Origin of the sequence: Streptomyces sp. NRRL F-4489 (assembly GCF_001509485.1) — a bacterium.
Taxonomy (GTDB): domain Bacteria; phylum Actinomycetota; class Actinomycetes; order Streptomycetales; family Streptomycetaceae; genus Streptomyces.
This window is the reverse complement of the sequence record NZ_LLZI01000263.1, coordinates 1-17787: the sequence shown is the minus strand read 5'-3', so window position 1 is coordinate 17787 and position 17787 is coordinate 1. Positions and strand designations below refer to the sequence as shown.

At 74.1% G+C, this 17787-nt stretch carries 17 protein-coding genes; 5 read left to right on the top strand and 12 right to left on the bottom strand.

Going from position 1 to position 17787, the window contains the following annotated elements; genetic code table 11:
• Positions 1 to 2: 2 nt before the first annotated feature.
• The gene (locus ADL22_RS27525; protein ID WP_066985479.1) at positions 3 to 590 is read right to left on the bottom strand and encodes a GNAT family N-acetyltransferase; all 588 of its coding nucleotides are present in this window, start codon (positions 588 to 590) and stop codon (positions 3 to 5) included.
• Positions 591 to 706: 116 nt separating this feature from the next.
• On the opposite strand from ADL22_RS27525, the gene ADL22_RS27520 reads away from it, so the two are divergent.
• From ADL22_RS27520 to ADL22_RS27505, 4 genes are all read left to right on the top strand, one after another.
• Positions 707 to 1996, top strand: a complete 1290-nt coding sequence (locus tag ADL22_RS27520; protein WP_199836390.1) for an MFS transporter — start codon at positions 707 to 709, stop codon at positions 1994 to 1996.
• Positions 1993 to 3312, top strand: coding sequence for an AMP-binding protein (locus ADL22_RS27515; protein ID WP_066985476.1), 1320 nt, complete (start codon positions 1993 to 1995; stop codon positions 3310 to 3312). The genes ADL22_RS27520 and ADL22_RS27515 overlap by 4 nt, the downstream gene beginning before the upstream one ends.
• Positions 3309 to 4679: a circularly permuted type 2 ATP-grasp protein gene (locus tag ADL22_RS27510; RefSeq protein WP_079064489.1), complete on the top strand. Its 1371-nt coding sequence runs from the start codon at positions 3309 to 3311 to the stop codon at positions 4677 to 4679. The genes ADL22_RS27515 and ADL22_RS27510 overlap by 4 nt, the downstream gene beginning before the upstream one ends.
• 324 nt (positions 4680 to 5003) lie before the next feature.
• Positions 5004 to 5261 (top strand): hypothetical protein, encoded by a 258-nt coding sequence (locus ADL22_RS27505; RefSeq protein WP_066985473.1) that lies wholly within the window; start codon positions 5004 to 5006, stop codon positions 5259 to 5261.
• 27 nt (positions 5262 to 5288) lie between these two features.
• Here the strand turns inward: ADL22_RS27505 and ADL22_RS27500 are convergent, their stop codons facing one another.
• The 9 genes from ADL22_RS27500 to infC form a co-directional block, all read right to left on the bottom strand.
• Complete coding sequence (locus ADL22_RS27500) at positions 5289 to 5819, bottom strand: NUDIX domain-containing protein (protein WP_066985470.1); 531 nt, start codon at positions 5817 to 5819, stop codon at positions 5289 to 5291.
• Positions 5820 to 5867: 48 nt separating this feature from the next.
• Positions 5868 to 7205 carry a transcriptional regulator gene (locus tag ADL22_RS27495; RefSeq protein WP_066985466.1) on the bottom strand — a complete coding sequence of 446 codons (1338 nt, stop codon included), beginning with the start codon at positions 7203 to 7205 and terminating at the stop codon, positions 5868 to 5870.
• Positions 7206 to 7362: 157 nt separating this feature from the next.
• On the bottom strand, positions 7363 to 9888 hold the full coding sequence (gene pheT, locus ADL22_RS27490) for a phenylalanine--tRNA ligase subunit beta (RefSeq protein WP_066985463.1): 2526 nt from the start codon (positions 9886 to 9888) through the stop codon (positions 7363 to 7365).
• Positions 9888 to 11012 carry a phenylalanine--tRNA ligase subunit alpha gene (gene pheS / locus ADL22_RS27485; RefSeq protein ID WP_066985460.1) on the bottom strand — a complete coding sequence of 375 codons (1125 nt, stop codon included), beginning with the start codon at positions 11010 to 11012 and terminating at the stop codon, positions 9888 to 9890. Before pheS ends, pheT begins: the two co-directional genes overlap by 1 nt.
• A gap of 156 nt (positions 11013 to 11168) precedes the next feature.
• Positions 11169 to 12284, bottom strand: a complete 1116-nt coding sequence (locus ADL22_RS27480) for a sensor histidine kinase (protein ID WP_107116416.1) — start codon at positions 12282 to 12284, stop codon at positions 11169 to 11171.
• A 73-nt stretch (positions 12285 to 12357) separates the two neighbouring features.
• Positions 12358 to 13221: a TrmH family RNA methyltransferase gene (locus ADL22_RS27475; protein ID WP_066985458.1), complete on the bottom strand. Its 864-nt coding sequence runs from the start codon at positions 13219 to 13221 to the stop codon at positions 12358 to 12360.
• A gap of 146 nt (positions 13222 to 13367) precedes the next feature.
• Entirely contained in the window at positions 13368 to 13754 is a 387-nt protein-coding gene (gene rplT / locus ADL22_RS27470) for a 50S ribosomal protein L20 (protein WP_066985456.1), read from the bottom strand.
• Between the two features lie 107 nt (positions 13755 to 13861).
• The gene (rpmI, locus tag ADL22_RS27465; RefSeq protein ID WP_046726698.1) at positions 13862 to 14056 is read right to left on the bottom strand and encodes a 50S ribosomal protein L35; all 195 of its coding nucleotides are present in this window, start codon (positions 14054 to 14056) and stop codon (positions 13862 to 13864) included.
• Between the two features lie 131 nt (positions 14057 to 14187).
• A complete protein-coding gene (gene infC, locus ADL22_RS27460; protein ID WP_079064493.1) occupies positions 14188 to 14871 on the bottom strand; it encodes a translation initiation factor IF-3 in 684 nt (227 codons plus the stop codon).
• 353 nt (positions 14872 to 15224) lie between these two features.
• Between infC and ADL22_RS27455 the strand changes: the two genes are divergently transcribed.
• The gene (locus ADL22_RS27455) at positions 15225 to 15611 is read left to right on the top strand and encodes a DUF1844 domain-containing protein (protein ID WP_066985451.1); all 387 of its coding nucleotides are present in this window, start codon (positions 15225 to 15227) and stop codon (positions 15609 to 15611) included.
• A gap of 97 nt (positions 15612 to 15708) precedes the next feature.
• Here the strand turns inward: ADL22_RS27455 and ADL22_RS27450 are convergent, their stop codons facing one another.
• Together ADL22_RS27450 and ADL22_RS27445 are read right to left on the bottom strand one after the other, a co-directional pair.
• Positions 15709 to 16476 carry an MIP family channel protein gene (locus ADL22_RS27450; protein WP_066985448.1) on the bottom strand — a complete coding sequence of 256 codons (768 nt, stop codon included), beginning with the start codon at positions 16474 to 16476 and terminating at the stop codon, positions 15709 to 15711.
• 215 nt (positions 16477 to 16691) lie between these two features.
• On the bottom strand, positions 16692 to 17432 hold the full coding sequence (locus ADL22_RS27445) for an SseB family protein (RefSeq protein WP_066985445.1): 741 nt from the start codon (positions 17430 to 17432) through the stop codon (positions 16692 to 16694).
• Positions 17433 to 17787 lie beyond the last annotated feature (355 nt).

Below are 17787 nucleotides of genomic sequence, written 5' to 3'. Positions count from 1 at the left end.
GCTCAGCCGCGCGCGGTGGGCAGGCCGGGCGCCGGCACCTGCGGCCGGGCGCCCCGCCACTCCTCGGCGAGCAGCGCGTAGACGGCCAGATCGGCCCGTTCGCCCTTGAGCATCTCGCCCTGGACGAAGTACGCCTCGCGGCGCATGCCGAGCCGTTCCATCAGCCGCATCGAGGAGGTGTTGCTGCCGTTGCACATCCCGATGACCCGGTGGAAGCCGTGGGTCTCGAACGCCAGCCGCAGCACCTGCCGGCCGGCCTCGGTGGCGTAGCCGCGGCCGGCGTGATCGGGATGCTGGACGAACCCGATCTCCGCGCGGCCCAGTTCGGCGCTCAGCCAGTGGAGGTTGAACTCGCCGATGAGCCCCCCGGTCGCGCGCAGCTGCACCGCGATGGCGAGGTTGTCGCCCTCGGCGGCGAGGCGGGTCTCCCGGCAGCGGGTGGCGAGCGCGGCGGCCGTCTCGTCCCGGGTGCGCGCGTCCCACAGCAGATAGCGCGTCACGTCGGGGCGGCGGTGCAGGTCGTGGAGGTCGTCGAGGTCCTGGGGGGTGAACGGCCGCAGCACGAGCCGTTCGGTGGTGATCCGGTCCATGATGCGGCGGCTCCACGGTGACGGGTTCCGGTGATCGCGCGAGAAACAGTCCGAGGCTAGCAGTCCACGCGCCGCCGCCCGGCGGGTCCGGCGGGGGTAGTTCCAGGGGGAATTCGGTGTTCCGCAACATGCCGCTGGCCGCGCTGGTCGCCGCGAGCGGCGCGTCCTCGCTCGGCGCCACCATGACACTGCTCGCCGTGCCCTGGTTCGTCCTGGTCAGGACCGGCAGCGGGACGCAGACCGGGGCGGTCGCGGCCGCCGAGACGATCGGGCTGGTGCTGTCGCTGCTGTGCGCGGGCCCGCTGGTGGACCGGTACGGGGCGCGGCGCGCCAGTGTGCTGGCCGATCTGGCCACCTGCCTGGCGGTGCTGGCGGTGCCGCTGGCGGACGCCCTCGGGGTGCTGACGCTGCCGCTGCTGGTGGTGCTGGTCTTCGTGGTCGGGGCGAGCCGGGCGCCGGCCCGCAGCGCCAAGCAGGTGCTGCTGCCCGCGGTGATCGCCGCGACCGGGGCCCGGGTCGAGCGCGCCACCAGCGCCGAGGAGACCGCGCTGCGCGCCGGGGAGCTGCTCGGCGCGCCGGTCGGCGGGATGCTGATCGCGCTGGTGGGGCCGACCTGGGTGCTGCTCGCGGACGGGGCCGCGCTGGTCGCCTCGGCGCTGCTGGTCGGCCTGCTGGTGGCCGGCGCCCGGCCCGGCTCCGGCGCGTCCGGCGGCGCGGGGGTGCGCGGCTATCTGCGCGAACTGGCCGAAACCGGCGCGCAGTTCCGCCGGGACCGGCTGCTGCTGGCCCTCGGCGCCGCCTGCGCCGCCAGCAACGCCCTGCTCAGCGGCCTGCTGTCGGTCCTGCTGCCGGCGTTCGGGGTGTCGGTGTGGCACAACAGCACACTGGTCGGCGTGCTGATCGCCACGGCCAGCGGCGGCAGCCTCCTGGGCACCGTGCTGTACGGCTGGCGCAGCCGCGGCGGGCACCGCTGGCGCACCTTCGCGCTCTGCTTCCTGCTCTCCGGCGCCCCGGTCTTCGCGGTCATCGCCCTCGACCCGCACCCCGTGCTGCTCGTCTCGCTGACCGCCCTCTTCATGATCGCCAACGGTCCGGTGAACCCGGTGATCGCGGCGGTGAAGTACGCCCGGGTCCCCGAGGCGCTGCGCGGCCGGGTCTTCGCCGCGTTCAGCGCCTCGGCCAACGCGGCGATGCCGCTGGGCCTGCTGTTCGCCGGCGCGCTCCTCGACGCCGTCGGACCGGCCGGCGCGACCTGGGCGCTCGGCGGGGTGTGCCTGGCCCTGTCCGCCTGCCCGTTCGTCTTCCGCGTCTGGCGCGCGATGGACGCGCCCGGCGACGCGGTGGCCGCCGCCCCGCCCCCATCCGGCCGGCCCGGCGCCGGCTCACCCCACGGAGGTCCCCGATGAACACCCGCAGCGCCATCCGGCTCGCCGACGACCTGGACGTGCTGAGCCGCGAGGAGATCGAGCGGCTGCGGCACCGCAACGCCGCCCGGATGCTGGACGCGGCCCGGGCCACCCCCGCCGTGCTCCGCCGCTGGCCGCAGCTCGCGGACGTACGGGACCTGGAAGGGCTCACCGCGCTGCCGCCGCTGACCTCCGCGGAACTGGCCGCGGGCCGGCCGCCGCACTCGGCGGAGTTCCTGCTCGGCGGCGACGGTCCCGGGATGGCGATCCGCTCCAGCGGCACCTCCCGGACGCCCAAGATGATGTACCACTCCTGGGAGTTCAACGCGCAGATCTCCGCGCTCGGCGCCCGCGGCGTACGGGCCGGGGCGCGCCGCCCGCCGCGCCGGGTCGCCAACTGCCTGTTCGCGGCCGAGCTGAACGGCGCGTTCCTCTTCGCCCAGGAGGTCATCCGGCTCTGCGCGGCGCGCACCTTCCCGCTCGGCAGCACCATGGGCGTCGGGCACACCGCCGAGGTGATCGCCGAGCACGCGGTGGACACCCTGATCGCCGCGCCCGGCTTCGGCGTGGACGTGCTGACCGGCGCGGCGCCCGAACGGCTCACCGCGCTCCGCACGTTCCTGTACATCGGCGAGGGCCTGGGCGCCGAACGCGAGAAGGCGGTCACCGCCGCCCTGCCCGGCCTGGAGATCCGTTCGCTGGCCTACTCCACCACCGAGACCGGCTGCATCGGCTACCAGTGCGCGTATCAGACCGGCACCGCGCACCACGTCCACGAGGACGCCGTGGTGGTGGAGGTGGTGGACGAGGAGACCGGGGCGCCGCTGCCGGCCGGGGAGGCCGGCGAGGTGCTGGTCACGCCGCTCAGCGACACCGGTATGGCGCTGTTCCGCTACCGCATCGGCGACCGCGGGCGGCTCTCGGACCGGCCGTGCGCCTGCGGCAGCCGGGCCCGGGTCCTCACCCTGCTCGGCCGGGCCGCGCAGTCGCTCACCGTGGACTCCGAGACGTTCTCCACCGACCACCTGATGGGCCGGCTGGCCGAGGTGGGCGTCACCGACCCGGCCGCCTGCCAGCTGCAGGTGCGCTGGGAGGGCAACCGCTACCGCGTCCGGCTGCTGCTGTCGCCGTCCGCGCCGTCCGCGGCCACACCCGAGGCGGTGGCCGCGGCGCTCGCCGGCGGCCTGGAGATCCACGCCGTCGTCACCGGCCCGCGCTGCGCCGGCTTCACCGTGGAACGGGTCGATCCGGCGCGTTTCGCGCGCACCGCCCGCGGCAAGGTCCCCACCCTCTACGAACACCCCGCCACCGCATGACCGGCGGCCCCGAACGCGTCACCGCCGCCTACCTCGACGCCTGCCGGCGCCAGGGCCCGGCGGGCCTGCGCACCGCCACCCGCCGGCTGCGCCTCCCGCCGCACTTCGCCGCCGCGTACGGCGACGGGCTGCTCGCCCGCCCGCTGTTCACCGGCCGGGACGAGAGCCGGCGGCTGGCCGGGCGGCTCACCGCCTTCCACACCCTGCTCGCGTCGCTGCCGGAGCGGCTGTGCGCGGGCGACCTGGCCGGATACTGCGCGGCGCTCGGCCTGCCGCCGCGGTACGCCCGGATCCTGCGCCGCGCCCAGGGCTCCCCCGGACCGCTGTACGGCCGCGCCGACCTGCACCGGACCGCGGACGGCTGGAAGCTGCTGGAGTACAACGCCGGCAGCGAACTGGGCGGCGTGGAGCGGCCCGGCGAGGTGGCCCGGGCGCTGCTGGCGGACGAGGGCTTCGCGGAGTTCGCCCGCGCGCACGGGCTGAGCCATGTGGACACCGGCGGCGCGGTGGCCCGGATGCTGACCCGGGCCGCCGCCACCGTCTCCCCCGCCGGCGCCCCGGTCGTCGCGCTGCTGGAGACGGACGGCCGGCTCGCGCGGTACGGCACGTACATCCGGCCGTTGCAGGAGAGCCTGCGGGCCCGGGGCGTCGATCTGCGCCTGGCCGAACTGGGGCAGCTGACCGTCCGGCGCGGCAAGATCCACCTCGGCACCGCGCCCGTCGACGTGCTGCTGCGCTATGTGACGCTGGATCAGCTCGCCGCGCACCCGGCCGGCGAGGAGCTGATCGAGCCGGTGCTGCGCGCCCACGAGGACGGCCGCACCGCGCTGGTCACGCCGCTGACCAGCGGCCTGTACGACAGCAAGGCGGTGCTGGCGGTGCTCTCCGCGCCCCGGCTGCGGGAGGCCCTGACCGGCGCCGAACGGGCGCTCGTCGACGAACTGCTGCCGTGGACCCGGGACACCGCCGAGCGGTACGCCGAGGTGGACGGCGACCGGACGGCCCTGGCCGACTACTGCCGCGCGCACCGCGCCGAGCTGATCCTCAAACCGCACGGCGCGCTGCGCGGCGAGGGCATCACCGCCGGCTGGGAGGCCACCGACCGGGAGTGGGCCCGCGCGCTGCGGGACGCGGCCGGCGGCGGTTTCGTGGTGCAGCGCCGGGCCGCGCCGCTCCCCGAGCCGGTCTGCGACCCGGACACCGGCGAGATCGGCGACTGGTACGCCACCTGGGGCGTCTTCCTGACCGACGAGGGCTACGCGGGCACCTACATCCGCGCCCTGCCCGCCACCGGCGGCTCGGTGATCACCTGGGACAGCCCGCGCCGCACCACCGGGGTCTTCGAATGCCCCGGCGGCGACCGGTGACGGGGAACGGGGGCCGTCCGCCCGCCGCTCGGGGGAAAGTCCGGCGGGCGGAACGGGCCGGCGGGCGCCCGACCGCCGGCCGCGGCCCCCGTCGGTAAAGAGTCAACTCCTTTCCCGCCGCCGATAACAGTGTGTGAATGCGCCAACTCGGTGCGCCCGGTTCGCACCCCGTGCGAACCGGTCACCCGGCGTCACTTCGCACGGGGTGTGAAACGGTGACCCGTATCTCCCCTCCGCACACGCTCCCGCCGTCCCGCCCAGCGCAGTTGACTGGTTCCGGTAACCACCCGACCGTCCCAGGAGAAGGAAAGAGGAGAGCGGAACGTGACCGCCCACCGGGACCCCGATCTGATCGCCGCCGACTTAGCGGAGCTGCGCCGCCTACTCGACGTACGCACCGCCGAGGTCGACGGCCGGCTCGCCCTGCACGCCCAGCGGTGCGAGCGGACCACGCGTGACGCGGACGAACTCCAGGTCCGCGTCACGCGCTTGGAGAGCCGCCGCTGGCCGCTGCCGTCGCTCGCCGCGCTCACCGCCCTCGGCGCGCTGGCGGCCGCGCTCTGGCAGGCGTCCGGGCGCTAGGGGGCGTCCCCAGAAGCCCGGCGGGCCTCAGCCGAGCCGGAGGTGGTGCAGCAGCAGCAGCGCCGCGGCCATGTTCGCGGCCGGCACCTCCCCCCGCATCAGCATGTCGGGCACGAGCTTGAGGTCCACCCACTCCCGCCGGTCCGACTCGAAGTCGTCCTCCGGGACGCCGAGGTACTCGGCGCGATCGGACCAGTAGATGTGGTGCCGCGCGTCGGTGAGGCCGTTGGACGGCTCCACCGTGAGGAGGTGCTGGAGGGGCCCGGGCCGCCACCCGGTCTCCTCCTCCATCTCCCGCGCGGCCGCGGCGGCCGGGTCCTCCCCGTCCTCCACCACGCCGGCGGCCAGCTCCCAGCCCCAGCTGTCGGTGATGAAGCGGTGCCGCCACAGCAGCAGCACCTCATTGGCCTCGTTGACCGCGGTGGCCACCGCGACCGGCCGCATCCGGATCAGGAAGTGATCCAGATGGCGCCCGTCGGGCAGCTCCACATCGGCCAGATTGACCCGGAACCAGGGATTCGCGTAGACCGGCTGTTCGCCGAGGTTGTTCCAACGCACGGTACTGCCACCTTCCGCTTGGGGGCCGGCAAGGTGACACGAGCCCGGTCACAGCGGAACGCGCAGCACCTCGTCGATGAGATCGGCAGCCTCGTCCGTCGCGGAGCTCCCGGTCGCAGCCAGATGCTCGCGCACCGCCCGCAGCCGGTCCCGCAGGCGTTGCGACTCCATGCCCCGAGCCCGCTCCGTCATCTGCGCGGCGTTGGCCACGGCCCGGTCCGCGTCCCCTTGGCGCAGCTCGATATGGGTGAGCATGGCCAGCCGGTGAACCCGGCCGCGGTCATGTGCGGGGGTGTCCACGGCGGCGTCCGCCTGCTCCCGGGCGGCCCGCAGGTCCCCGAGGCTGAGCAGCGCCTCCGCCACTTGTACGTTCACCAGGCCCGGCTGGACGTAGCCGGTCTCGGCGGGCTCCAGGCCCGGCCGGATCCGGTCCGCCGCGGCCTCGGCCCGCCGGATGCAGCCCAGCGCGCTGGACCCGTCGCCCAGCCGCGCGTACGCCTTGGCCTGCATCGCGTAGAGGTCGGCCGACAGCGCCGGGGTGAGCTGTCCGCCCGCGGCGCGCAGGGCCGCCTCCGCGAAGGCGACCGCCTGGCGGTATTCCCGTACGAAGAGGGACTGGTTGACCAGCAGCGCGATGACATACGCGCCGAGGCCGCGGTCCCCGCTGGCCTTCGCCAGCCGCAGCGCCTGATGGAAGTAGCGCTGGGCCAGTCCGAGAGCGTCCGAGTCGTACGCGCAGATGCCCGCGACGGCCACCAGCCCACCGGTCGCCCGGTGCAGCTGACGCCCCGTCGCGTCGCTGTAGCTGCCCCGCAGCAGCGGCGCCGCCTCGGTGTTGAGGAATCCGACGATGCGTGCTCTGGTAGCGATACCACCCGCCTTCCGGTACATCTGCTCGTAGTGGGTCCGCGCCGCCCGGAGCATCTCGATGTCGGCCTTGCCGACCCGGGTCAGCCCGTGGCGCGAGACGTCGAAGTCCTCCGGTGGGTTCTCCCACTCCCATACGGGGATGATCGCCGAGGTCCCGGTGAGCGCGGGCGCCGCGACCACGTGCGGCCGCTGCTGCTCGTCGGACCGCCACAGCGCGGTGGCCCGCTCCACGAACCCCGACAGCGGGGTCCCCTGGGCCCGGCGCGCCCCCGGGCCGCTGAGCCCGATGTCGTCCAGGCCCACCGGGCGGCGCAGCCGCTCGCCGAGGATCTCGCAGATCAGGTCCGGGACCTGGCCGCGCGGCCGCTGCCCCTTGAGCCAGCGCGCCACGGCGGTGTGCTCGTACCGCAGCGCGAGCCCGCGCCGCCGCCCGAGCTGGTTGATCCGCGCCGCGAGCCCGGCGTGCGAGATACCGGCCTCGTCCAGGATCGCGTCGAGCAGCGTGTTGGGTTCCATGCCTCGCCCCCGGGGACGTACGGACTCCGTAAGTCCAGCGTAATCAGGGGGAGTTCACACGGGGTGTGAAGCGGACGGCCGCCCGCGCTCCCCGGGGAACGGGACGGGCCCCCGTCCACCACCGTGGACAGGGGCCCGTACGCGCACGGGGCGGGCGTCAGCCGCGCAGCACCGCGCCCACCCGCTCGACGGCCACCGCGACCGCCGCGTCCCGGGCGGCGCTCGCCTCGTCGGCGGTCAGCGTCCGGTCGTCCGCCCGGAAGCGCAGCGCGTAGGCCAGCGACTTCTTGCCCTCGCCCACCTGCTCGCCGGTGAAGACGTCGAACAGCCGCAGCGATTCGAGGAGTTCGCCCGCGCCCTCGCGGAGCGCGGCCTCGACGTCCGCCGCCGCCACCGACGCGTCCACGATCAGCGCGACGTCCTGCGTGGCGACCGGGAACGTGGAGATCCGCGGGGCCTTCAGCGCACCGGCCCGGGCCTGCTCCAGCCGGTCCAGGTCGATCTCCATCGCGCTGGTGCGCTCCGGCAGACCGAGCGCCTTGACGACCCGCGGGTGCAGCTCACCGGCGTTGCCGACGAGGATCTCCTCGCCGTCGGCGACCGCGAGCAGCGCCGCGCAGCGGCCGGGGTGCCAGGGCGCGTGCTGGTCCTGGCGGACGATCAGCTCGACACCCGCCTCCCGGGCGACCGTGCGGCCCGCCTCGATGGCGTCCGCCCAGCCGGACGGGTAGCCGGGACCCCACCAGCCGGCCTGCTCACGGGCGCCGGCCAGCACCACGGCGGCCCGGCGCGGCTGCTGCGGCAGCGAGGCGTCCAGCGACGCGATCTCGTCGTCGGTGGGCCGGCGGTCGACCACCAGCCGGCGGGCCGGCTGCTCCTGGCCGGTGGCGCGGAAGACCGGGCCGGTCTCGAAGAGCGCCAGGTCGTGGCCGCCGCGCCCGTAGTTGCGGCGCAGCGCGGCCAGCAGCCCGGGGATCAGCGTGGTGCGGAGGTCGGGCTCCTCGTCGGAGAGCGGGTTGACCAGCGTCACCGCGTCCCGGCGCGGGTCGTCCGGCTCGATGCCGAGCTGGTCGAGCACGTGCGAGCCGGTGAACGGGTAGTTCAGCGCCTCGACGTAGCCGGCGCCGGCCAGCGCCCGGCCGACCCGGCGGTACAGCCGCTGACGCTCCGTCAGGCCGCGGCCGGCCGGCGGCAGCGGCAGCGTGGAGGGGAGGTTCTCGTAGCCCTCCAGCCGGATGACCTCCTCGGCGAGGTCGTTGGGGTCGCTGAGGTCCGGGCGCCAGGACGGCACCGTGACCACCAGCTCGTCCTGGCCGTAGACGTCGCAGCCGACCTGCTGGAGGCGGCGGACGACGGACTCCCGCCCGTAGGTGACACCGGCGACCTTGTCCGGGTGGTCCGCCGGGATCGTGATCGTGCGCGGACCGCGCGGCGAGACGATCTCGGTGACGCCGTCCTCGGCGGTGCCGCCGGCCAGCAGGACCAGCAGGTCCACCGTGCGCTGGGCCGCCGCGGACGCCGCCTCCGGGTCCACCCCGCGCTCGAAGCGCTTGGCGGCCTCGGACGACAGCTTGTGGCGGCGGGCCGTGCGGGCGATGGTGATCGCGTCGAAGTGGGCCGCCTCGATCACCACGTCGGTGGTGCCCTGGAGCCGGCCGGTCTCCGGGTCGGCGACCGGCGCGGCGATCTCGGTGTTCGCGCCGCCCATCACACCCGCCAGGCCGATCGGGCCGCGGTTGTCGGTGATGACCAGGTCCTCGCCGTCCAGCACCCGCTTGGTGCCGTCCAGCGTGACCAGCTCCTCGCCGGGGGTGGCGCGGCGCACGCCGATCGGGCCCTCGACGGTCGCCCGGTCGTAGGCGTGCAGCGGCTGGCCCAGCTCCAGCATCACGTAGTTGGTGACGTCCACCGCCAGCGAGACCGGGCGCATCCCGGCCTTCTGCAGCCGCCGCTGCATCCAGATCGGCGTACGGGCCTCCGGGGAGAGCCCGCTGACCGTCCGGGCGGTGAAGCGGTCGCAGCCGATCGGGTCGGCGACCTGGACCGGGTAGCCGCCGGCGTTCGGCGGCGGGACGTCCAGCAGCGCCGGGTCGCGCAGCGGCAGCCCGAACGCGGTCGCGGTCTCCCGGGCCACCCCGCGCATCGACAGGCAGTAGCCGCGGTCCGGGGTGACGGCGATGTCCAGCACCTCGTCGCGCAGCTGAAGCAGCTCGATCGCGTCGATGCCGGTCTCGGTCTCCGGCGGCAGCACGATGATGCCGCCCGAACCGTCGTCGCCCATGCCCAGCTCGTCGCCGGAGCAGATCATGCCGTGCGACTTCTTGCCGTAGGTCTTGCGGGCGGCGATCTTGAAGTCGCCGGGCAGCACCGCGCCCGGCAGCACCACGACGACCTTGTCGCCGACGGAGAAGTTCCGCGCGCCGCAGACGATCTCCTGCGGCTCACCGGTGCCGTTGGCCTGGCCGACGTCGACCGTGCAGAAGCGGATCGGCTTCTTGAAGCCCTCCAGCTCCTCGATGGTCAGCACCTGGCCGACCACGAGCGGGCCGGTCAGGTCCGCGCCGAGCCGCTCGACGGTCTCGACCTCCAGGCCGACCGCGATGAGCTTCTCCTGGACGTCGCGGCCGGTGGTGGTCGCCGGCAGGTCGACGTACTCCCGCAGCCAAGAAAGCGGGACCCGCATCAGATCTCCATCCCGAACGGCCGGGTGAACCGGACGTCGCCCTCGAACATGTCGCGCATGTCTTCCACGTTGTGCCGGAACATCAGCATCCGGTCGATTCCGAACCCGAAGGCGAAGCCGCTGTACTTCTCCGGGTCCACACCGCAGGCGATCAGGACCTTGGGGTTGACCATCCCGCAGCCGCCCAGCTCGATCCAGCCCTCGCTGGAGCAGGTGCGGCAGGGCCGGTCGGGGTTGCCCACGGACGCGCCACGGCAGACGTAGCAGACCATGTCCATCTCGGCGGACGGCTCGGTGAACGGGAAGTAGTTGGGCCGCAGCCGGGTCTTCATGTCCGGGCCGAAGAGCGCCTGGACCATGTGGTCCAGCGTGCCCTTGAGGTCCGCCATGGTCAGGCCCTCGTCCACGGCCAGCAGCTCGATCTGGTGGAAGACCGGGGAGTGCGTGGCGTCCAGCTCGTCGGTGCGGTAGACCCGCCCCGGGCAGACGACGTAGACCGGCGGCTCGCGGTCGACCAGCGTACGGGCCTGCACCGGCGAGGTGTGGGTGCGCAGCACCACGCCCGACTCGTCGCCCTGCGCGCCGTTGGCCTTCACGAAGAAGGTGTCCTGCATCTGGCGCGCCGGGTGGTCCGGGACGAAGTTCAGCGCGTCGAAGTTGAACCACTCGGCCTCGACCTCGGGGCCCTCGGCGACCTCGTAGCCCATCGCCACGAAGACGTCGGCGACCCGCTCCATGAAGGTGGTCAGCGGGTGCCGGGCGCCGGCCGGGATCCGGTCGTAGGGCAGCGTGACGTCCACCGCCTCCTCGACCAGCACGCGCGCGTCGCGCTCCGCCTCCAGCTCCTCCTGGCGGGCCTTGAGCGCCTGGCTGACCCGGCCCCGGGCCTGGCCGACGCGCTTGCCGGCGTCCGCCTTGGCGGCCGGGGGGAGGGCGCCGATCTCGCGGTTGGCCAGCGCCAGCGGCGAGGTGCCACCGGTGTGCGCGACCTTCGCCCGGGCGAGCTCGTCAAGGTCACCCGCGGCCGCGATGGCGGCCAGCGCCTCATCGACCCGTCGGGCGATCTCTTCCGGTTTCAGGGCTTCGACCTCGACAGGGTCGTACGACTTATTGGGTGCGGACATCTCTTCCCGTGCTTCCGGTGGTGTGGCTTGGCGCGGCTCGCTTCGCCTCGGCTCTGCGCCCGCGTGTCCGCGATGCCTGTGCGCCAAAGGTGCCAAAGGTCAAGTCTAAGGGGCGGGCGGCCCGCCCCCGGGTGCCGGGGCGCCCGCCGGGGCCCGTCAGCCGAGAAAGGCCGGGGCCGCGACGGGCAGGCTGAAGCGGAACTGGGCGCCGCCGGCCGGGGCCCGGCCGACCGTGATGGTGCCGCCGTGGGCCTCGACGATGCCCTTGACGATATAGAGGCCGAGCCCCGTGCCGCCGCGTTTGCTGCCCCGCCAGAAGCGGGTGAACACGCGGCTCATCGACTCCTCGGGGATGCCCGGGCCCTCGTCGCTCACGGTGACGCTCGTCCCCTCTCCCCCACTGGTGCCATCGGCCGGTCCCACCTCGATGGTGACCGTTCCGGCGCCGTGGCGCACCGCGTTTTCCAGGAGGTTCCCCAGCACCTGGTCCACTTTGTCCGGGTCCGCCCACAGATCGGGCAGCGGCTCCCGCATCCGGATCAGGAAGCGGTCCGGCCGCTGGCCGGCGGTGGTCTGCGCCTGGACGTGCCGGCGCACCGCGGCGACCATGTCGACCCGCTGCCGGCGGACCTCCAGCCGCCCGGAGTCGATCCGGGAAATGTCCAGCAGCTCGGCGATCAGCCGGGTGACGCGGTTGGCGTCCGCGTCCACCGTCTCCAGCATCAGCCGCTTCTGGTCGTCGGTGAACCGCTCCCACTTCCGCAGGAGGGTGGCGGTGAAACCCTTGACGGAGGTCAGCGGCGAGCGCAGCTCGTGCGCGACGGTGGCGATCAGCTCGGCGTGGCTCAGCTCGGTGCGCCGCCGGGCCTCGGTGCCGCGCAGCGCGATCACCAGCCGCCGCACCGGGCCGGTCGGCGCGGCACGCACGTAGCGGGCCGAGACCAGCACCTCGCGGCCGCCCAGCAGCAGATTCCGCTCCGGCTGCCCGCGCCGGATGGCCAGTCCCCCGTACGGGTCGGTCAGCTGCCACCAGCGGCGCCCCTCGAGGTCCTGGAGCGGCAGCGCGTCCCCGACCGGGCGGCCCAGCGCGTCGCCCGGCGCGATGCCGGTGATCCGGGCGGCCGCGGCGTTGAAGCAGACCACCCGGCCGTGCTCGTCGGCCACCACCAGCCCGTCCGGGAGGTCGTCGGGGGCCAGCCCGGGACCGCATCCGGACGCCTCCGGCGGACCGCTTCCGGCGGCCGCCGCGATGGCCGAAGTCTCCGCCGTCATCGCCGTGTTACCCCCTTCCGGACCGGAGCTCGCAAGCCTACTAGCTCGGCCGCGGCCGCCCGGCGGGATCGCGCTACGCCCCTCCGGAGGGTGACGCGGCCCGGCAGCCGCCGGCGGTGCGCTGGGCGCGCGCGGAGGCGTAGAGGCAGACCGCGGCGGCGGTGGCCAGATTCAGGCTCTCGGCCCGGCCGTGGATCGGCACCCGCACCACCGCGTCGGCCAGCGCCCGGGTCTCCTCCGGCAGCCCCCACGCCTCGTTGCCGAAGACCCAGGCGGTCGGGCCGCCCATGGCGCCGGCGTCCAGCTCGGCGTCCAGGTCCCGGTCGCCGGCCCCGTCCGCGGCCAGCACCCGCACCCCGGCGCCCCGCAGCCCGGACACCACCTGCTCGACCGGGACGCCCACCGCGACCGGCAGGTGGAACAGCGAACCCACCGACGCCCGCACCGACTTGGGGTTGTAGAGGTCCACCGAGGCGTCGGTCAGCACCACCGCGTCGGCGCCCGCGGCGTCCGCGCAGCGCAGCACCGTCCCGGCGTTCCCGGGGTCGCGGACGTTGGCCAGCACCGCGACCAGCCGCGGCCGGGCGGCGAGGATCTCCTCGAACGGCGAGTCCAGGAAGCGGCAGACGCCCACCAGGCCCTGCGGGGTGACCGTCTGCGAGATCTCCGCGACGGTCCGGTCGTCGGCGTGATGCACCCGCACCCCGGCGGCCAGCGCCGCCGCGATGATCTCCGCGTGCCGCTCGGCGGCCTCCTCGGTGGCGAACACCTCGACCAGGGTCGCCTCGCCGCCGGCGCGGTGCGCGACGGCCTCGCGGACGGCCTGCGGGCCCTCGGCGATGAACCGGCGTTCCTTGCCCCGGAAGTGGCGGCGGGCCAGCCGCCGGGCGGCGGCGACACGCGGGGAACGCGGGGAGATCAGCTCGGGGGTGCCCATGGGCGGCGGCTCGCTTCTTTCGTTCGGTACGGGGACCCGGTACGGGCCCGGCGGCGGGTGCGGAAACGCGGCGGACCCGCAGGCCGGGGCCCGCGGGTCCGTCATCACGACGCCGTCACGGCGTCACAGCGCTCTGCGGCCGGGATTCAGGCAGCGGCCTTCGGAGCGTTGACGTCGCTCGGCAGCGCCTTCTGCGCGACCTCGACCAGGGCGGCGAACGCACCGGCGTCGGTCACGGCCAGGTCGGCGAGGATCTTGCGGTCCACCTCGACGTTGGCGGCCTTCAGACCCTGGATGAAGCGGTTGTACGTCATGCCGTTGGCGCGGGCAGCGGCGTTGATGCGCTGGATCCACAGCTGCCGGAAGTCGCCCTTGCGCTTCTTGCGGTCGTTGTAGTTGTAGACGAGGGAGTGGGTGACCTGCTCCTTCGCCTTGCGGTACAGGCGCGAGCGCTGGCCGCGGTAGCCGCTGGCCTGCTCCAGGATCGCCCGGCGCTTCTTCTGAGCGTTGACTGCCCGCTTGACGCGTGCCACTTGTTAACTCCTTGTAGCGGGGCCGTGGTCGTTCCTCACACGGCCCGAATCAGCGTATGGTCCCGGTCCGGTCGGCGCGCCCCGCCCGTGCGGCGGAGCGCCCCGGCTCACTTGCCGAGAAGCTTCTTGATCTTCGCGGTGTCGCCCGGGGCCATCTCGGCGTTGCCGGTGAGGCGACGCGTCACGCGGGACGACTTGTGCTCGAGCAGGTGGCGCTTGCCTGCGCGCTCGCGCAGCACCTTGCCGGAGCCAGTGACCTTGAAGCGCTTGCTGGCACCGCTGTGCGTCTTGTTCTTCGGCATGCGCCGTTCTCTCCTCGTCAGTGGCGCTCCCGCCGGCCCGGGGGCCGGTGTGCGGGAGCGTCAGATGTATCGGTTTTCCGTGGCGGGTGCCCCGGCCTGAATCCGGGTCCGGGGCAGCTCACCCCTTGAGGTCACGCCTCGGCGCGCTCCTCGGCGGGCTCCGCGGGAGTCCCGCCCTGGCGCTCCGCCTTGCGGGCGGCCTGCGCCTCACGGGCCTCGGCCATCGCCTCGGTCTTCTTCTTGTGCGGACCGAGGACCATGATCATGTTCCGGCCGTCCTGCTTCGGGTTCGACTCGATGAACCCGAGGTCCTGGACGTCCTCCGCGAGCCGCTGGAGCAGTCGGAAGCCCAGCTCGGGCCGGGACTGCTCACGACCGCGGAACATGATCGTGATCTTGACCTTGTCACCCTGCTTGAGGAACCGGACGACGTGACCCTTCTTGGTGTCGTAGTCGTGCGGGTCGATCTTCGGCCGGAGCTTCATCTCCTTGATGACCGTGTGCGCCTGGTTCTTGCGCGCTTCACGGGCCTTCATGGCCGACTCGTACTTGAACTTTCCGTAGTCCATGAGCTTGCAGACCGGCGGACGGGCGTTCGCCGCCACCTCGACGAGGTCGAGGTCGTACTCCTGCGCAAGCTCCAGGGCCTTGGCAAGCGGCACAATGCCGACCTGCTCGCCACTGGGACCGACGAGTCGCACCTCGGGGACGCGAATCCGGTCGTTGATGCGGGGCTCGGCGCTGATGGATCCTCCTCGGTAGCACCACGCGACGGCCTGGCGGACTGCCGCGTAACGTCTGTTCGGTGTGACCAACCGCGCCGGCACACGAAAAATGCCCCGGACGGTGACACAGGCGGGGCTCCAACAAGGATCTGGAGCACCGCCGCGAAGTCTCCGCGGGGCGCAGCCGGACCGTTGACCCGCCAATCCTTGGATCGGTCGGGTGGGAGATCGGAGCCTCCACTTGTGGGCCGGTCACCTACGTGTCCGGCCGGTCGCTGTTCCAGAATACACGAGTCAAGGGGGCGGTCCCACTGGTGTGCGGGTCGGCGGTGGGGTACGCGCGGGGGCGGCCCCCAGGCGCGGGGCGCTCCCGCGCGCAGCCCCGTCCCGCCGGGGCCCTAGGCTGGGGGCGACCCCTCCAGCAGGAAGTGAAGCCCCACCCCATGAGTGAGCAGACCCCCCAGCAGCCGGCCGCCGCGGAGAGCGCCGGCGCGGCGCCCGACTTCGAGACCATGACCCGGGACATCGCGGACGTGCCGGCGGTCGAGGTGATCACGACGGTCGCGGTGCACCTGATGAGCTCGGCGGCGGTCAACCTCGGCCTGGCCGAGGGCGGCGAGGACCACAAGGACCTGGACGAGGCCCGCAAGCTGATCCACGCGCTCGCCGGCCTGGTCACCGCCAGCGCCACCGAGATCGGCTCGTACCACGCGGCGCCGCTGCGGGACGGCCTGAAGTCGCTCCAGCTCGCCTTCCGCGAGGCGTCGGTCGTCCCGGACGAGCCCGGCCAGGGGCCCGGCGAGAAGTTCACCGGGCCGGTTTACGGCTGACCCGCCCGGGGGCACGGCCCCCGTATTCCGTGGCGAGCCCCGGCCGGAGAGGATCCTCCGGCCGGGGCTCGTTCGTGTGTGTGGGGGCGGGCGCGGGTCAGACGCGGTCGCCGGAGGCCGGTTCGTCGGGGCGGGCCGGGCCCACGGGGGCGGCGCGGTCGGCGACGATGACCGGTTCCTGCGGCGGGTGGGTGACCTGGTGGACGAGGGCCGCCAGCGCCCCGCCGATCAGCGGCGCGACGATGAACAGCCACACCTGGGTGATCGCCGCGCCGCCCGCGAAGATCGCCGGGCCCAGGCTCCGCGCCGGGTTCACCGAGGTGCCGTCCACCGGGATGCCGATGAGGTGGACGGTGCCCAGGGCCAGACCGATCGCCAGGCCGCCGAAGCCGACCACCGCCACCTTGTGCGTGACGCCGAGGACGACGAAGACGAACAGGAAGGTCATCACGATCTCGGCCACGAACGCGCCGCCGAGGTTGATGTGGATCGCCGAGCGGTCCCCCCAGCCGTTCGTCCCGAAGGCCGCGTGGGTCTGGAGGCCCGGTACCTGCTTGGCGACCAGGAAGAGCAGCGCGGCGCCGACGATGCCGCCGAGGATCTGCGCGACCCAGTACTCGACGGCCGTACGGGGCGTGATCCGCTTCGCCAGCAGCATGCCGAGCGTCACCGCGGGGTTGATGTGGCAGCCCGAGATCGGGCCGAGGGCGTAGGCAAGTGCCAGCATGACGAATCCGAAGGCCAGGGCGATGCCGAAGGTGCCGATGTATTCGCCGGCCAGCACTGCCGCGCCGACGGCGAAGAACACCAGGAGCAGCGTGCCGAGGAATTCGGATACGACCGTGCGGGTCTCCGTGGTCTCCATGGGCTCTCCTCGCGTGATCTTGAGCTCTCCTGGCATTGTGCGGCCGGGAGGGCGGGGGCGCCCGTTGGAGGAGAGGGGGCGGGGCGCGCCGGTGCGCCGGTACGGCGTACCGCGCTCGGTGGGCGCTGGCCGGGGGCGGGCCGGTGCGTGGGGGCCGTTCGGGGAGGGGGCGGCCCGACGCGGACGGGTCGCGGACCGCGCCGGGTGGGCCCGGGTCAGCGGCTGTAGAGCGGGGTGCCGGCGGCCTCGGTGCCGGGGCGGAGGAGGGCCAGGTCCAGGCCGCGGACCAGGCGGGCCCGCAGGGTCTCGTCCGCGGCGAGCGCCTGCGCCAGGCGCTGGGCGGCCTCCGCGGGGGCGGCGCCGGCGGCGAGGCCCACGGCGAGGGTGCCGTCGGTCTCCGCGGACGGGGTCAGCCGCGCCTCGACGACCGCGGGCTCTGCGGCCAGCAGGGACCGCAGGGCCTCGGTGACGGCCGGGTCCGCCAGCGGGTCGGCGGTCGTCCGGCCCTCGGCCAGGGCGCGCAGCGCGGCGCCGGTGAGCTGGTACGGGGCCGGACCGGCCAGGTCGATGACGACGGTGTCGGCCTGCTCGTGCGCGGCGGCCAGCAGCGCCTGCTGCAGCGGCACCGCCACCGGGCGGGCGTCCGGGCGCCAGCGGTGGAGCGTCTCCATGGACGTGAACGCCGGGAGGGCGCGGCGGCCGTCCGGCGCGGTCAGGGTCGGGACGGCCATATCGCTGGTCTTCTCGCGGCGCAGGCCGTCGGGGCCCTCCTCGACCTCCCCGAGCACCGCTACCACCGGCACCAGTAGGCGGGCGCCGGCCAGGGCGGCGAGCAGCGCGGGTTCCGTGGCCGGGTCGGCCGGGTCCGCCGTGTGTGCCGCGAGGGCGGCGGTGAGGGCGGGGTCGGCGGTGCCGTCGTCGTCCGCGTAGCCGGGGGTTGGGATGTTTTTTTGCACGTTCCCGAGCGTATCGGGGGGGCTTCCCACGTTTTTGGCTACCCCGCCGTGGGGGGCTTTTCGTGTGCGCCTGCGGCGCATCGCTTTGTTGCCGCTGCGCGGGGCTTTTCGGCCGCGGTGCCGGGTCTGCGGGGTGGGGGTGTGCCGGACTGCTTCGCTTTACGTCCGGCACACCCCCACCCCGCAGACCCGGCCCCTCCCGTTGGGGGTCGTAAATACGGTGCGTGGGGGCTGGCGTGAGTGGGTTGGTGCGGGTTTGGGGGTGGTGTGGTGCGGGTTGGAGTCAGGGGGTTCTGGGGCGGGTGCGCCAGAGGAAGTAGGAGGTGGTGATGAGGGTTAGGCCGGTGGCGGTGAG

Coding starts and splice junctions, on each gene's coding strand:
- ADL22_RS27525 (WP_066985479.1), bottom strand. CDS start 590: ATGGACCGGATCACCACCGAACGGCTCGTGCTGCGGCCGTTCACCCCC.
- ADL22_RS27515 (WP_066985476.1), top strand. CDS start 1,993: ATGAACACCCGCAGCGCCATCCGGCTCGCCGACGACCTGGACGTGCTG.
- ADL22_RS27510 (WP_079064489.1), top strand. CDS start 3,309: ATGACCGGCGGCCCCGAACGCGTCACCGCCGCCTACCTCGACGCCTGC.
- ADL22_RS27495 (WP_066985466.1), bottom strand. CDS start 7,205: ATGGAACCCAACACGCTGCTCGACGCGATCCTGGACGAGGCCGGTATC.
- pheT (WP_066985463.1), bottom strand. CDS start 9,888: ATGCGGGTCCCGCTTTCTTGGCTGCGGGAGTACGTCGACCTGCCGGCG.
- pheS (WP_066985460.1), bottom strand. CDS start 11,012: ATGTCCGCACCCAATAAGTCGTACGACCCTGTCGAGGTCGAAGCCCTG.
- ADL22_RS27480 (WP_107116416.1), bottom strand. CDS start 12,284: ATGACGGCGGAGACTTCGGCCATCGCGGCGGCCGCCGGAAGCGGTCCG.
- ADL22_RS27475 (WP_066985458.1), bottom strand. CDS start 13,221: ATGGGCACCCCCGAGCTGATCTCCCCGCGTTCCCCGCGTGTCGCCGCC.
- rpmI (WP_046726698.1), bottom strand. CDS start 14,056: ATGCCGAAGAACAAGACGCACAGCGGTGCCAGCAAGCGCTTCAAGGTC.
- ADL22_RS27455 (WP_066985451.1), top strand. CDS start 15,225: ATGAGTGAGCAGACCCCCCAGCAGCCGGCCGCCGCGGAGAGCGCCGGC.
- ADL22_RS27450 (WP_066985448.1), bottom strand. CDS start 16,476: ATGGAGACCACGGAGACCCGCACGGTCGTATCCGAATTCCTCGGCACG.